This is a genomic window from Paraburkholderia phytofirmans, assembly GCF_046028095.1.
GTDB lineage: Bacteria > Pseudomonadota > Gammaproteobacteria > Burkholderiales > Burkholderiaceae > Paraburkholderia > Paraburkholderia phytofirmans_A.
This window is the reverse complement of sequence record NZ_JAQQDJ010000011.1, coordinates 114,737-127,479: the sequence shown is the minus strand read 5'-3', so window position 1 is coordinate 127,479 and position 12,743 is coordinate 114,737. Positions and strand designations below refer to the sequence as shown.

The 12,743-nt window shown below is 64.5% G+C and carries 13 protein-coding genes; 8 read left to right on the top strand and 5 right to left on the bottom strand.

Annotated features, from left to right (window positions below; translation table 11 throughout):
- Positions 1 to 217: 217 nt before the first annotated feature.
- On the bottom strand, positions 218 to 1,435 hold the full coding sequence (locus PQR54_RS27625; protein WP_408251257.1) for a sensor histidine kinase: 1,218 nt from the start codon (positions 1,433 to 1,435) through the stop codon (positions 218 to 220).
- A 281-nt stretch (positions 1,436 to 1,716) separates the two neighbouring features.
- Here PQR54_RS27625 and PQR54_RS27620 point away from each other — a divergent pair, with 281 nt between their 5' ends.
- Entirely contained in the window at positions 1,717 to 2,076 is a 360-nt protein-coding gene (locus PQR54_RS27620; protein WP_408251255.1) for a response regulator, read from the top strand.
- Between the two features lie 100 nt (positions 2,077 to 2,176).
- On the opposite strand, the gene PQR54_RS27615 is transcribed toward PQR54_RS27620, so the two are convergent.
- The gene (locus tag PQR54_RS27615) at positions 2,177 to 3,076 is read right to left on the bottom strand and encodes a LysR family transcriptional regulator (RefSeq protein ID WP_408251253.1); all 900 of its coding nucleotides are present in this window, start codon (positions 3,074 to 3,076) and stop codon (positions 2,177 to 2,179) included.
- A gap of 104 nt (positions 3,077 to 3,180) precedes the next feature.
- On the opposite strand from PQR54_RS27615, the gene PQR54_RS27610 reads away from it, so the two are divergent.
- Complete coding sequence (locus PQR54_RS27610; RefSeq protein ID WP_408251251.1) at positions 3,181 to 4,062, top strand: aldo/keto reductase family oxidoreductase; 882 nt, start codon at positions 3,181 to 3,183, stop codon at positions 4,060 to 4,062.
- A 51-nt stretch (positions 4,063 to 4,113) separates the two neighbouring features.
- Here the strand turns inward: PQR54_RS27610 and PQR54_RS27605 are convergent, their stop codons facing one another.
- Positions 4,114 to 5,022: a LysR family transcriptional regulator gene (locus PQR54_RS27605; protein ID WP_408251249.1), complete on the bottom strand. Its 909-nt coding sequence runs from the start codon at positions 5,020 to 5,022 to the stop codon at positions 4,114 to 4,116.
- 71 nt (positions 5,023 to 5,093) lie between these two features.
- Between PQR54_RS27605 and PQR54_RS27600 the strand changes: the two genes are divergently transcribed.
- Positions 5,094 to 5,870: an NAD(P)H-dependent oxidoreductase gene (locus tag PQR54_RS27600; RefSeq protein WP_408251247.1), complete on the top strand. Its 777-nt coding sequence runs from the start codon at positions 5,094 to 5,096 to the stop codon at positions 5,868 to 5,870.
- A 193-nt stretch (positions 5,871 to 6,063) separates the two neighbouring features.
- Entirely contained in the window at positions 6,064 to 6,915 is an 852-nt protein-coding gene (locus tag PQR54_RS27595) for an alpha/beta hydrolase (protein ID WP_408251245.1), read from the top strand.
- A gap of 51 nt (positions 6,916 to 6,966) precedes the next feature.
- Here the strand turns inward: PQR54_RS27595 and PQR54_RS27590 are convergent, their stop codons facing one another.
- Complete coding sequence (locus PQR54_RS27590; protein WP_408251243.1) at positions 6,967 to 8,259, bottom strand: aspartate carbamoyltransferase; 1,293 nt, start codon at positions 8,257 to 8,259, stop codon at positions 6,967 to 6,969.
- A gap of 386 nt (positions 8,260 to 8,645) precedes the next feature.
- On the opposite strand from PQR54_RS27590, the gene dapA reads away from it, so the two are divergent.
- The 4 genes from dapA to PQR54_RS27570 all read left to right on the top strand — a co-directional run bounded on the left by dapA (position 8,646) and on the right by PQR54_RS27570 (position 11,827).
- Positions 8,646 to 9,569 (top strand): 4-hydroxy-tetrahydrodipicolinate synthase, encoded by a 924-nt coding sequence (dapA, locus tag PQR54_RS27585; protein WP_408251241.1) that lies wholly within the window; start codon positions 8,646 to 8,648, stop codon positions 9,567 to 9,569.
- A 320-nt stretch (positions 9,570 to 9,889) separates the two neighbouring features.
- Entirely contained in the window at positions 9,890 to 10,870 is a 981-nt protein-coding gene (locus PQR54_RS27580) for a M23 family metallopeptidase (RefSeq protein WP_408251239.1), read from the top strand.
- On the top strand, positions 10,863 to 11,261 hold the full coding sequence (locus PQR54_RS27575) for a hypothetical protein (protein ID WP_408251237.1): 399 nt from the start codon (positions 10,863 to 10,865) through the stop codon (positions 11,259 to 11,261). Before PQR54_RS27580 ends, PQR54_RS27575 begins: the two co-directional genes overlap by 8 nt.
- Positions 11,262 to 11,392: 131 nt before the next feature.
- Positions 11,393 to 11,827, top strand: a complete 435-nt coding sequence (locus tag PQR54_RS27570) for a bactofilin family protein (protein ID WP_106304767.1) — start codon at positions 11,393 to 11,395, stop codon at positions 11,825 to 11,827.
- 24 nt (positions 11,828 to 11,851) lie between these two features.
- On the opposite strand, the gene PQR54_RS27565 is transcribed toward PQR54_RS27570, so the two are convergent.
- Entirely contained in the window at positions 11,852 to 12,658 is an 807-nt protein-coding gene (locus PQR54_RS27565) for a hypothetical protein (protein WP_408251235.1), read from the bottom strand.
- Between the last annotated feature and the right edge of the window lie 85 nt (positions 12,659 to 12,743).

Genomic DNA, 12,743 nt, shown 5'->3' with positions numbered 1-12,743 from the left:
TGGTCGTGCGCGGGCTGAGCGACAGAGGCGGCGCGATGAGCGGATGTTTGTCGACGGGCGGCGCGAGGGCGGAGTAGGGTTGTGATTGCCACTCACGTCACTCACAGCACTCACGCTACCAAAAGTTTGCTAACCGTACTGAATAATCAGTGCGGCATTGGCCGATCAACTCGACTGATTTTCCGGCCGAACCAGATTGCGCTTAGGCCGTGCGGTCCTATTGCGGTTCCGCCAGCACCAACGGGAAGCGTATCTCGAACTTGGTGCCCACACCTTCGCGGGAAACGAAATCGATGTGCCCGTTCAACACGCGGCACAATTCCTTGACGATGGCGAGACCGAGGCCCGTGCCCGGAATATCCTCGCCGGCCGCGCGCTCGAACTCGTCGAACACGCGGTCCGCATCCGATGGCGCTATGCCCACGCCGGTATCCGCGACGCACATCGACCAATGCTCCGCATCGGTCACCGCGAAGTTCAATTCGATTTGCCCGGACTTCGTGTACTTGATCGCGTTGGAGAGCAGATTGACGGCAATCTGTTTGAGCTTGAGGCGATTAGACGTGACGGCGGTCAACGCAGGATCGAACACCGTGCGCAATGTGAGTCCCTTTGCTTCGATCGACGGACGCGACGAGGTGACGAGTTCCTCGTACAACTCGCGCGGGTCAACCTGTTCGAGTGTGAGCGGGGCGCCGTCGCCGAGCACCACGGAATACTCGACCATCTGATCGACGAGCTGCTTCATGTCGGCGGCCTGGCGGTTCGCCAGCGTCAACGCCGTTTCGGCTTTTGCCGGCACGCGCGCGATCAGTTGCAACGCGATGGAAAACGCGTTCAGAAAATTGCGCAAATCGTGGACCACGCTGCGTGTGATCTGCATGCGTGACTCGTACAGGTCGCTCACCAGCCGCTGTTTCAGCACCAGTTCGTGATTGGCGCGCTCGAGCCGGCCGGTGTACTCGTCGATCTTGCGGTCCCGTTCACTCACTACCTCCTTGATCGACGTGAGCGTAACCATGCTGAACGTTTCGGCGATCAGGCGCCGTGCCCGGCTCTCATGGCGGCGTGTGAACGTGCTGTCGAGAGCGGCGAATTCCTCGAGCGCCGCGGCGAGCACCTGATGAAAGAGATCGAGCTCGCGCACGAGCTCCTCGATGCGATAGCCTTGGCGCCAGCGCACCTCGCCATGTTTTCTCGCATTGCGCTCGATGGCTGTCTCGACCCGTTCGAGGTCTTCGACATCGAGCGCCGCGCACAGTCCGTCGAGAATTTCCGGCAAATGATCCGCGAGCTGCTGGTAAGTGAGTTTGTCGGCTTCGACGAGATCGGTGTCGCCGAACACGGCATTCATCCATTGCTCGGTCAGTCGGGTCCGCTCCGCGCGGACGAAGTCGGCAAAGTTGCGCAAGGGGCTAACACGTGTTTCGGTCATGATGGCGCAGTGGGATGAAGTTTCTACAACATTACAAGGGGCTCGCGGCACTCGGGCGCGCCGGGCCGGACGCGCATGGCGATCTGGCAGGCATGTACTCCGGGCTGACCCGACTTTAAGGCCTGTCCGGCAAGCGTTCCGCCTTCACGTGCTCCGGAAGCTTGGGGCGGACGATTATTCGCGATCATTATCGCCGGAACTGCAAAGAGTGGAACATCCCTTGCGTGGCTGACGAAACGTAACAGCAACGTCTACCAGAACGTTCAACCCGGCGGCCCCTGATGCACTCAATCTTGCTAGTGGACGACGAGCCGGAAATCCTCGCGGCGTGGCGCCTGATACTCGAGAGCGAAGGCTACGAAGTTGGTTGCGCGAGCAACGGCGTGGAGGCGGTTGCGCGGGCCGTGGCCCGTGTGCCCACCTTGATCGTCACCGACTGGATGATGCCGCTCATGGACGGCGCCGAATTGTGCCGTCGGCTGAAAGCGATGCCGGCGCTCGCTGACGTGCCGATTCTCCTGCACACCGCTGTTCCGCCAATCGAAGGCGCGGACAAGAATTGGGATGTCTGCCTGAGAAAGCCGGTGGGCGCGAAACTTTTTCTAACGACGGTCGCGCAGTTGTGCAAGCAACGGCATTAGCTACTAACGACTCGCAGTGCAACGGGCAATTTCTTCCGAGCCGCGCGGATTCTTTGTTCAGCGACCGGCAAGATTGCCCTGCGCGTTTCGCGTCGCTGCATCAGTCAGAATTGATCGCCTTCAGAAAATCGACGAACGCGCGCAACGGCGCCGGCAAATGACGACGCCCGGGATAGTAAAGAAACGGGCCTGAAAACCGCTGCCACCACGGCTCCAGAATCGGCTCCAGCGCGCCGCTGTCGAGATGCGGGCGCAGCATGTCTTCGAACAGGTGAATGACACCTACGCCTGCCACGGCCGCGCTGACCGCGAGATCGATCGCCGCGCCCGGCCGCACCAGCAGCGGCCCCGATGGATTCAGCTGCAACACTTCGCCGTCGCGCTCGAAATACCAGATCGGCATGGCGCCGCCGGCGAACTGGCCGCGCAGGCACGCGTGCGAAAGCAACTCGCTGGGATGATCGGGACGTCCGTGCGTGTCGAGATAGTCCGGCGCCGCGGCCGTGGCGAAGCGTTGCACGCGCGGCCCGATCGGAATCGCGATCATGTCCTGCTCGAGCCGCTCGTCATAGCGAATGCCGGCGTCGCAGCCGACCGACAGCACGTCGACGAAACCATCCTCGACCACAACCTCGACGCGGATGTCGGGATATGTCTTCAGGAACGCGGCGACGATGCCCGGCAAGACGATGCGCGCGGCGCTCGACGGCACGTTGAGCTTGAGCGTGCCGGCCGGTTTGTCCCGGAACACGTTCAGCACGTCCAGCGCCGCTTCCATTTCGCTGAAGAGCGGCGTCAGCTTCTCGATAAGCCGCAAGCCGGCCTCGGTCGGCGCCAGGCTGCGCGTGGTGCGGTTCAGCAGGCGCAAGCCGAGCTTTGCCTCGAGGCGGCGCACGGCGATGCTCAAACTCGACGCCGACACGCCGCTGATGCGCGCCGCGTCGCGAAAGCCGCCCGCGCGGGCGACTGAGACGAAGGCAGCCAGATCGTTCAATTCCATGGCGATTGTGCAAAATGTTGAACAACCCGTACACGTTAGACGGCTTTATTCAACAGCGCAACCGCGGTCATACTTGCGTTCAACACCCACCAAGGAGCGCGTCAATGTCGAATCTCAACACCACGGATACCTTTCCGCTCGCCGGCCACCCCGTGCGCCGCATGGGCTACGGCGCCATGCAACTGGCCGGCCCCGGCGTATTCGGCCCGCCGAAAGATCGCGACGCGGCGCTCGCGGTGCTGCGCGAAGCGGTGGCGTCGGGCGTCAATCACATCGATACGAGCGATTTTTACGGGCCGCACATTACCAACCAGTTGATCCGCGAAGCACTGCATCCTTATCCCGGCGACCTCGTGATCGTCACCAAGGTGGGCGCGGTGCGCGGCAGCGACGGCGCGTGGCTGCCGGCGTTCGAACCGGCCGACATCGAGCGCGGCGTGCACGACAACCTGCGCAATCTCGGTCTCGACGCGCTCGAAGTCGTCAACATGCGGGCCATGGGCGACATTCACGCGCCTGCCGAAGGGTCGATCGAAAAGCAGGTCACGGCGCTGGCCGAACTGCAGCAGCGTGGACTCGTGCGCCACATCGGCTTGAGCAACGTGACGGCGACGCAGATCGAGGAGGCGCGGCGCATTGCGGAGATCGTCTGCGTGCAGAACCACTACAACCTGGTTCATCGCGAGGACGACGTATTGATCGATCAACTCGCCGGGAAGGGCATTGCATACGTGCCGTTTTTTCCGCTGGGCGGGTTCACGCCGATTCAGTCGTCGGCGCTGTCGGAGATTGCACAAACACTCGGCGCCACGCCGATGCAAGTGGCGCTCGCCTGGCTGTTGCAGCGGGCACCTAACATTCTGCTGATTCCGGGCACGTCGAGCGTGGGTCATCTGCGTGAAAACCTGCAGGCGTCGCAATTGAAACTGTCCGCCGAGGTGTGCGCGGAACTGGATGCGATTGGCGGTGCCAGCGGAAAAGCGTGATGGTGTGATGCGTGGCTCGGCGACTTGTTCTTCGTGTGAGTCACGCAGACTTCACACCGAATCAGCGATGGTCTCGCGCAGCCATTGATGCGCCGGATCGCGATGCGAGCGCTCGTGCCAGAGCATCGCGATCTCGTAGCCCGGCACATCCAGCGGCGGCTCGACCACGCGCAGCGCACTGTTGTCGCGTACCAGTCGCTCGGGCAGCATGCCGACCAGATCGGTGTTCGCGAGCGCCGACAACATGAACAGAAAGTGCGGCACCGACAGCACGACCCGGCGTGTCAGTCCGGCTTTCGCGAGCACTTCGTCGGTTACGCCGGTAAAACCGCCGCCGTCCGGCGACACGATCACGTGCTCCAGTTTGCAGAACTGCGCGAGCGTCGGCCGGCGCTTCAGGCGCGGATGGCCCGCGCGGCCCACCAGAACATAGCGCTCGGCGAACAGCAGCCGGTGGCGCAAGCCTTCGGGCGCGCCTTCGCTGGTGTGAAATCCCAGATCGATCTCCCCCTGTTCCGCTTGCCGCGCAAGACGCGGCGGAACCAGTTCGACCACCGCGAGGCGCGTGCCCGGCGCCGCCGCGCGCAAGCCGGCCAGCGCGGGCAGGATGATCGTCGATTCGACATAGTCGGTCGCGGCAATGCGCCAGCTTTGCGTTGCCTCGGCGGGATCGAAAGGGCGTGCCGGCGCCACTGCACGTTCGAGTGCCTCGAGCGCTTCGCGCAAGGGTTCGCGCAACGCCTCGGCGCGCGCGGTGGGCCGCATGCCGCGCGGTCCGGGCAGCAACAGCGGGTCGCCGAGGACCTCGCGCAGCTTGGTCAGATGCACGCTGACCGACGGTTGCGAGAAGTTCAGCCGCTCGGCCGCGCGCGTAACGTTGTGCTCCGACAGCAGCACGTCGAGCGTGACGAGCAGGTTGAGGTCGAGCCTCCTGAGATTATTCATGGCTATACCTGACATATTGGCAATTCATTTCCAATATACCGAAGCGAGGTCTATCTTTGGTTTCTTTTAGCCATGAAGGCCTTGTGATGAACGTTCTTCTTGTTTATGCGCACCCGGAACCCCGATCGTTGAATGGGTCGCTCAGGGACTTTGCGATTCGGCGTCTCGAAGATGCCGGACACACCGTTCAGGTATCCGACCTGTACGCAATGAAGTGGAAGGCCTCGCTCGATGCACACGACAGCCTCGCCAAACAACCCGGTGAACGCTTCGACCCCGCGCTCGACTCGAAGCATGCGTTCGAGAACGGGCTGCAGAGCAAGGACATCGAACTCGAACAGGAAAAACTGATGTGGGCGGATGCCGTGATCCTGCAGTTTCCGCTCTGGTGGTTCACCATGCCGGCCATCCTCAAAGGCTGGGTCGAGCGCGTGTATGCGTACGGCTTTGCATACGGCGTCGGCGAGCATTCCGATGTGCGCTGGGGCGAACGTTACGGCGAAGGCAAACTCGCCGGCAAGCGCGCGATGCTGATGGTCACGACGGGCGGCTGGGAATCGCACTACAGTGCGCGCGGCATCAATGGTCCGATAGACGACGTGCTGTTCCCGATTCAGCACGGCATTCTGTATTACCCCGGCTTCGATGTGCTTCCGCCGTTCGTGATCTACCGCACGAGCCGCATCGACGAAACGAACTACCCGGAAGTGCGTGATGCACTCGGGCAACGTCTGGACGATCTCTGGACCACCGAGCCGATTCCGTTCCGGCCTCAGAACAGCGGCGCCTACACGATTCCGGAATTGACCTTGCGGGCCGATATCGAGCCGGAAAAGGTCGGGTTTGCGGCGCACGTCGGATAAGGTCCTGACGGGGCGCGCGTAGTAGGTCCTTCATACAGGAAGGCGCGCCTCTTGCCGCCGCGCCAAGCTGACGAGATCGTATGTTTCGCTGAAATTTGGTTGTAAGTCGCCATTGCTAGAGTCGTCGACAGAATTTTGCCGCTGTATGCCGGACAGTTTCTTCGGACTTCTGGAAAGGGAAGAGCGACAAACCATGAATAAAGCTCGTGCTTTCTGGCTCATTCTGACGCTGCTTTTTACGGCGCCTGCCTGGGCGTTTCAGTCGCGGGTCGTCGCCATTCCGAGCGCGGCCATGCACAAGTCGCTCGAAGCGACCGTCGTGCTGCCCGATCAATATGCGCCCGGCAAGGCGGCCGACCGCTTTCCCGTCGTCTATCTGCTGCACGGTTCGGGCGGCGACTACACCGACTGGACCACGAATTCGCAGATCGGCAAGTTGGCCGACCGTTATCACGTGATCCTCGTGATGCCCGACGGCGGCCACGAAAGCTGGTACATCGACAGTCCGGTCGATCCGCACAGCCGTTACGAAACCTATGTGGGCACGGAGGTGGTGAGTTACGTCGACGCGCATTTCCGCACGATCTCGACACGTCAGGGGCGCGCGATTACCGGCTTGAGCATGGGCGGTTTCGGCGCCTTGCATATCGCGCTCGACCGGCCGGACGAATTCGGCGCCGCGGGCAGCATCAGCGGCGCGGTGGATCCGCGCGGCTGCGAGGATGAGCCCGGCATCGACCAGGTATTCGGCGATCCGATGCGGCATGCCGACTTCTGGAACAACGAGGCGATCGTCGAAAATGCGCGCAGTTTCGGCAATGCGCATATCGCGCTCACAATCGACTGCGGGGTGAACGACTCGCTGGTGCAGTCGAACCGGACGCTGCATGAGCGCCTGGTTGAACTCGGCGTGCCGCACGATTACGCCGAGCGGCCCGGCGGCCACACCTGGAAGTACTGGGCCAACGCGGTGCAGTACCAGGTGCTGTTTTTCGCCGGGGCATTCAAGCGCAACGGCGCCATGGCGGCAAGCGCGGCGGCTTGATGAGGCTGTGCTCTGCGCATTGGGCGGTTTCACGAGCCGCCCAATGATTCATCAATCGATGCCGTGAAACACCGCATCGTCCGGGCCGAGGTAGGCGGGCGGGCGCCATGCCGCATCGCGCATGGAATGCTGGACCAGTTTCTCGACGCCCAGCAGCACCGCGAAAATCGCCATCCGCACCGGAATGCCGTTGTCGGTTTGCCGGAAAATCGCCAGCCGTGAATCGTGATTCAGGTCCACGCTCAGATCGTTCGCGCCGGGCCGGCTGTCGCGCGGCAGCGGGTGCATGATCAGCGTATCGGCGCCGCACACGCTGTCCACCAGCGCCTGATTGATCTGGAAATCCGGCGTGTAGCCTTCGAACGATTCGTCCGTGAAGCGCTCTTTCTGGATGCGCGTGGCGTACACCACGTCGGCGCCGCGAAGTCCGTTAGTCAGATCGGTGGTCTGCTCGATCACGTTATCGTTACGCGAGATCTGCTCGATGATATAGCTCGGCATTTCGAGCATGGGCGGCGAGATCAGCGTGAACTTGATGCCGCGGTGCAGCGCCAGCAGCTTGACCAGCGAGTGCACGGTGCGCCCGTATTTGAGGTCGCCGACCAGCGCGATATGCGCGCCGTCGACGATCTTGCCCAGGCGCGAGAACTCGCGCTGAATCGTGTACAGGTCGAGCAGCGCCTGGCTCGGGTGCTCGCCCGGACCGTCGCCGCCGTTGATCACCGGCACGTTGGTGGCGCGCGCGAATTCGGCCACCGAGCCTTGCTCCGGATGGCGGATCACCAGCGCGTCCACGTAGCCGCTCATCACGCGGCTGGTGTCGTAGATCGACTCGCCCTTGGCCATCGACGAAAACGTGAAGCCGGTGGTATCGCAAACGGAGCCGCCCAGCCGGCAGAACGCCGCGCCGAAGCTCACGCGGGTGCGCGTGCTGGCCTCGAAGAACAGATTGCCGAGCACCGCGCCTTCCAGCACGCGGGAGATTTTGCGGCGCCGGGCGATCGGCTGCATGATGTCGGCCACGCGAAACAGCGCTTCCACCGAGTCGCGCGAGAACTGATCCACCGAGAGCAGCTGCGGCTTGCCCTCGAACAGCATCTGGCTGGCAAGCGACTGCGAGTCTACGCTTTGCGTATATTTTTCCCCGGGCTCGCCGTGCACCACGATTTCCGACACGAAGCGCTCGACGATCTCCGGCATGGCCCGCGATTCCTGCGAGTCGTCCGGCAGGAGCCACGTGTCGAGCGCCCGGCGCGACACGCCGATGCGGCTCGCGAATGTGTCGCGCGTCATGTTCAGGCGACGCATCGCATCGCGTAGGAAGGCTTGTTGCGGGACGCTCATGGGGCACCTGTCGGAAGAGGGAATGGCGGGCTGATGTACGCGGTGCGTATATTAGTTTTCCTGCGGCAGAAGTCAAGCAATTTCGCGATGGACTTTGCCAGGCCGCGCCGGCCGCGGTTACACTGCGTCTCATGCATTCCGGCCCTACGCTCAGACTCCGCCCGTCGACCTCCGCACGTCTCGCTCACGCGAACGGGGTTGCCGCACGCGCGTGGGGTTTGAACGCCGGCGCCAAAGCCAAAAAACAGCCGCTCATCTGACCGGAGCTCGCTGTTCCGTCAGATGTTGCGACGGAACAGCCGGTCAACGCCCGCCTGGGCACTTTCCTGTCTTTCCTCCCTCGCACCGCCTGACGGAATCGATACGGTCGTCGTCGAGGTAAAGACATGTCTATTTTTTCGGGTATCTGGGTTCCGCTCATCACGCCGTTCGCCGACGGCGCCGTCGATCATGCCGCCCTGCGCGCGCTAGTGCGCCGCTATACCGGCGCGGGCATCGCCGGGCTGGTCGCGCTCGGCACGACCGGCGAACCCGCCGCGCTCGACGCCGCCGAACAGGACGCCGTGCTCGCGACGATTCTCGACGAAGCGCACTCCGCCGCCCATCTCGCGCGGGATGGGCGGGCGCTGCCGGTGGTGGCCGGCGTGTCGGGCAATCACACGGCGAGCATGCGCGAGCGCATCGGGCAACTGAATGCGCTGCCGCTTGCCGGCGTGCTGATGGCCGCGCCGTATTACATCCGGCCTTCGCAGGCGGGCATCGTCGCGCACTTCATGGTGCTGGCCGATGCCAGCGAGAAGCCGGTCGTGCTGTACGACATTCCGTATCGAACGGGAGTGCGGCTCGAACTCGACACGCTGCTCAAGCTCGCCGCGCATCCGCGGATTCAGGCGGTGAAGGACTGCGCCGGTTCGCTCGACACCACGCTCGCGCTGATCCGCGACGCTCGCTTGCAGGTGCTTGCCGGCGAGGACATCAATATTTTCAACACCTTGTGCCTGGGCGGCAGCGGGGCGATCGCGGCGTCCGCGCATGTGCGGCCCGAGCGCTTCGTCGAGCTGTATCGCGCGCTTGCGGCGGGGCGGCTCGCCGACGGCCGGCGCATTTTCCACGCGCTCGCGCCGCTGATCCAGGCGCTGTTCGTCGAACCGAATCCTGCCCCGGTCAAGGCGTTGCTGGCCGCGCAAGGCCTGATACGCGACGAACTGCGCATGCCGATGACGCGCGCCAGCGGTGCGCTGATCGAGCGGCTCGAAGCGCTGGCCGAACGGGAACGGAGCGAGTCGCAGGAGACCGAAGTATTGGTCTGAGCGAGGCGCTCATGGCGTAACGGCGGCGTAGGTGCCCGGCATTCGCGCCGCGCGTGACACATCGTCCTATCGTCCCGTATTTGAGATGATGCTTCGTGATGCCAGGTGATAATCGGCGCCCTCTGTCATTAACGCGACCGGCGCGTAGCCGGTCGATGCCGTATGCAGTTAGCCCCGTTCGCTGATTTTCTGTCCTGTTTGCAATCGCCCGGCACGCGTCGCACGGCCGGCGCGCTCAACGCGTCGCCAGTTTCGACCGTGCGTCGTGCCGCAAGCCGCCGGGCGCGCGTCGCGGGCCTGGCACGCGCGAGGAGCCGCTGATGGCTTCCGTGTTTCGCGCCGGCAGTCAGCTTGCCAGCGGCTCGGTCGGCTTCGTCACGCGCCGTACCGCGCTGACGCTCGCGCTGAGCGCGGCCGGCGTCACGGCCGTGCTGGCGCTTGCCGCGGGCGTCGCGATCGGTACGCACTGGTGCGCGCGCCACGGGGCCGGCGATCAGGCGGCGGTCCGCGTCGAGCACGACTATGCAATCGACCAACTCGGCCAGCTGAACGCGTCGGTGGCGCAGATCGAACCGCGCATCGCGCGACTCACGGCGCAGGTCGGCGACTTGCGCGATTTCGAGGCGCGCCTGAACACGCCGCGGCCCGCGCCGCGCGCATCAGCGGCACCCGCCGCACCGGGTGCGGCGTCAGCGGCGTCCGATACCGACACCTCCGCCACCGACGGCGAGGGCGGCCCCGCCTTGCCGCCGCGCCGCTGTAGCGACCTCGCGCCGTCGCTGGGCCGGCATGCCGATGCCGAACGCACCGGCCAGCAACTGGATTGCCTTGCCGCGACCCTCTCGGCGCTCGAACAGCAGACCGCCGATCACGCCGTCGCGTACGCCGCCTTTCCGGGCCGCATGCCCGCCGACGGCGCGCGCTTCGGGTCGCCGTTCGGCAATCGGACCGATCCGTTCACGCATCGGTTGAGCTTCCATCCGGGGCTCGATCTGGTCGCTAAAACCGGCACGCCGATTCTGGCGGCGGCGGGCGGGCGCGTGGTCTTCGCCGGCGAGAAATCGGGCTATGGCAACGCGGTTGAAATCGATCACGGCAACGGGCTCATGACTCGCTACGGCCATGCGTCGCGGATCGTCGTGCATGTCGGCGATCTGGTGCTGCCGCGGCAATACATCGCCGATGTCGGCTCGACTGGCCGTTCCACCGGTCCGCATCTGCATTTCGAAGTCCTCGTCGACGGCGCGCCGGTCAATCCGGTGGCCTACCTCGCGCTCTTTGCGCCGACGACTCATGGTTGAGCGGCGCTTTCCGCGCGACGCGGCCAGTCTGACCCACCGCGCCTACACGCTTCGGCCCGCGCGCTCGCTGATGTTTCGCGTGACGGTGTGGGCCGTGGTGTGCGTCCTGTGCGCCTGCGCGGGCGCGGCGGCGCTCACGGCCTGGCACGCGAGGCACGCCGGCATGCCGGCGGAGCAGTGCAGTCCAGCGCCCGTCGACGAAGCGACGAAGCAGAGCGAGTTGACCCGTACGCGGCTCGCGCTGGCGCAAGAGACGGCGGCGCGCGGCGCGGTGCAGAAAGCGGCGGACAGCGCCGCGGCCGAGGTCGCGCGGCTCAACGCGGAATTGCAGTTTCTGCGTGGCCAGAGCAAGGGCCGGACGTCGGCATCCGCCGAGGCGCCGCGCCGCTAAGCGGGTGAAATAGGCGAACCGCAAGCCGCAAGCCGCAAGCCGCAAAGCAAGCAAAGCAAACCAGCCGCTCCCAGGCTCGTCGCCACGCCCACCATCACCCGACGACCCTTTTCATTTCCAGGAAAACCAGAATGTTCAACAAGAAGAAAACCGCGGGCATCCAGCAGACCAAGCTCGCCACCCTGATCGCGCACGACGTGCGAATCACCGGTGACCTGCAGTTCAGCGACGGCCTGCGCATGGACGGCCACGTGACGGGCAACGTCAGCGGCGAGCCGGGCGGCCAGACGCTGCTGGTCCTGAGCGACCGTGGCTCGATCGAAGGCAACGTGCACGGCTACGACGTCGTGATCAACGGCCGGATCGTCGGCGACGTGATTGCCGATCACTTCGTCGAGTTGCAGAGCAATGCGCATGTGACCGGCAACATCTACTATCAGCAGTTGCGGATGGATTGCGGCGCCTCGGTGGACGGCAAGCTCACCAAGCGCGACGCGGCGCAGGCGGCGACGCCGCATCTGGTGTCGGTGGCCGACAGCGCCTTCGACGAGCGCAAGGCCGGTTAGGTGCCGCCGCGCCCAGCCGGCGAATCAGACCGTTCCCGGCAGCGACTGGCGAGGCGTCGACGTGTCGTGGCCGAGCAGGTCGCCGGGCACGGCACGCCCATTGCCTTGCGCGCGCAATTCCCGGTTCGCGGCGAGACGTTCCAGGGCGCCGCGTTCGAGCGTGGCGAGCATGTCCCGCTCGACGATCTGCAGTTTGAAAGCCAGCACGATCAGGCCGCTCGCCAGCAGCAGGTCGCCCGCGAACACCACGGCGTACAGCGCCGACGTGGTCTGCGGATTGCCGAGCAGCAGCGACAGATTAGTACGGTCGAGCAGCACGAGCACGAGCGGCACGAACGTGTTGAGCGTAACGATCGTGCCGCCGATCATCGCGATCAGGCGGGCGGGCCCGAGGTGCGGACGGCGCCGGCGGCACACTTCATACAGCGTGGCGGCGCGAACCGGCAGAAAAAACAGCGCGAGCAGGATCGCGCGCAACACGGTCGGCACCTTGAAGATCAGCGCGCCGGCATAAAGCGTGCAGAACACGGCGGTAACGGCCAAGCCAGCGCGCCACGGCGCCGTCGCGCCGAACAGCTCGCGTGTCCCGGCCCAGATCAGCGTGCGGCTTTGCAGCGCGAGCGTCGCGGTGGCGATCAGCAGCACGTCGTGACGCCAGGTGAGATGCAGGGTGAAGCAGGCGGAGGACGCGGCCAGCAGATAGAAACCGACCGCCCAGAAGCGGAACGCGCTCACGCGCGTGAACATGCGCGACAGCGCGGTCGTGAGCAAGGCGCAGCACAAAAACGTGACCAACCACAACGAAGTAAACGTCGCTACATCGAATTTCATGAAGTCTCCAACACCTGACTTGCCTGTTATTGTTTGGTCTTAAAACGAGATCCAGCGCCGGCCGTGGCGCGGCCAACCGTATGGC

What these genes read in the sequence shown, in the direction of transcription:
- PQR54_RS27625 (WP_408251257.1), bottom strand. Translation starts at nt 1,435, where the DNA reads ATGACCGAAACACGTGTTAGCCCCTTGCGCAACTTTGCCGACTTCGTC.
- PQR54_RS27620 (WP_408251255.1), top strand. Translation starts at nt 1,717, where the DNA reads ATGCACTCAATCTTGCTAGTGGACGACGAGCCGGAAATCCTCGCGGCG.
- PQR54_RS27615 (WP_408251253.1), bottom strand. Translation starts at nt 3,076, where the DNA reads ATGGAATTGAACGATCTGGCTGCCTTCGTCTCAGTCGCCCGCGCGGGC.
- PQR54_RS27610 (WP_408251251.1), top strand. Translation starts at nt 3,181, where the DNA reads ATGTCGAATCTCAACACCACGGATACCTTTCCGCTCGCCGGCCACCCC.
- PQR54_RS27605 (WP_408251249.1), bottom strand. Translation starts at nt 5,022, where the DNA reads ATGTCAGGTATAGCCATGAATAATCTCAGGAGGCTCGACCTCAACCTG.
- PQR54_RS27600 (WP_408251247.1), top strand. Translation starts at nt 5,094, where the DNA reads ATGAACGTTCTTCTTGTTTATGCGCACCCGGAACCCCGATCGTTGAAT.
- PQR54_RS27595 (WP_408251245.1), top strand. Translation starts at nt 6,064, where the DNA reads ATGAATAAAGCTCGTGCTTTCTGGCTCATTCTGACGCTGCTTTTTACG.
- PQR54_RS27590 (WP_408251243.1), bottom strand. Translation starts at nt 8,259, where the DNA reads ATGAGCGTCCCGCAACAAGCCTTCCTACGCGATGCGATGCGTCGCCTG.
- dapA (WP_408251241.1), top strand. Translation starts at nt 8,646, where the DNA reads ATGTCTATTTTTTCGGGTATCTGGGTTCCGCTCATCACGCCGTTCGCC.
- PQR54_RS27580 (WP_408251239.1), top strand. Translation starts at nt 9,890, where the DNA reads ATGGCTTCCGTGTTTCGCGCCGGCAGTCAGCTTGCCAGCGGCTCGGTC.
- PQR54_RS27575 (WP_408251237.1), top strand. Translation starts at nt 10,863, where the DNA reads ATGGTTGAGCGGCGCTTTCCGCGCGACGCGGCCAGTCTGACCCACCGC.
- PQR54_RS27570 (WP_106304767.1), top strand. Translation starts at nt 11,393, where the DNA reads ATGTTCAACAAGAAGAAAACCGCGGGCATCCAGCAGACCAAGCTCGCC.
- PQR54_RS27565 (WP_408251235.1), bottom strand. Translation starts at nt 12,658, where the DNA reads ATGAAATTCGATGTAGCGACGTTTACTTCGTTGTGGTTGGTCACGTTT.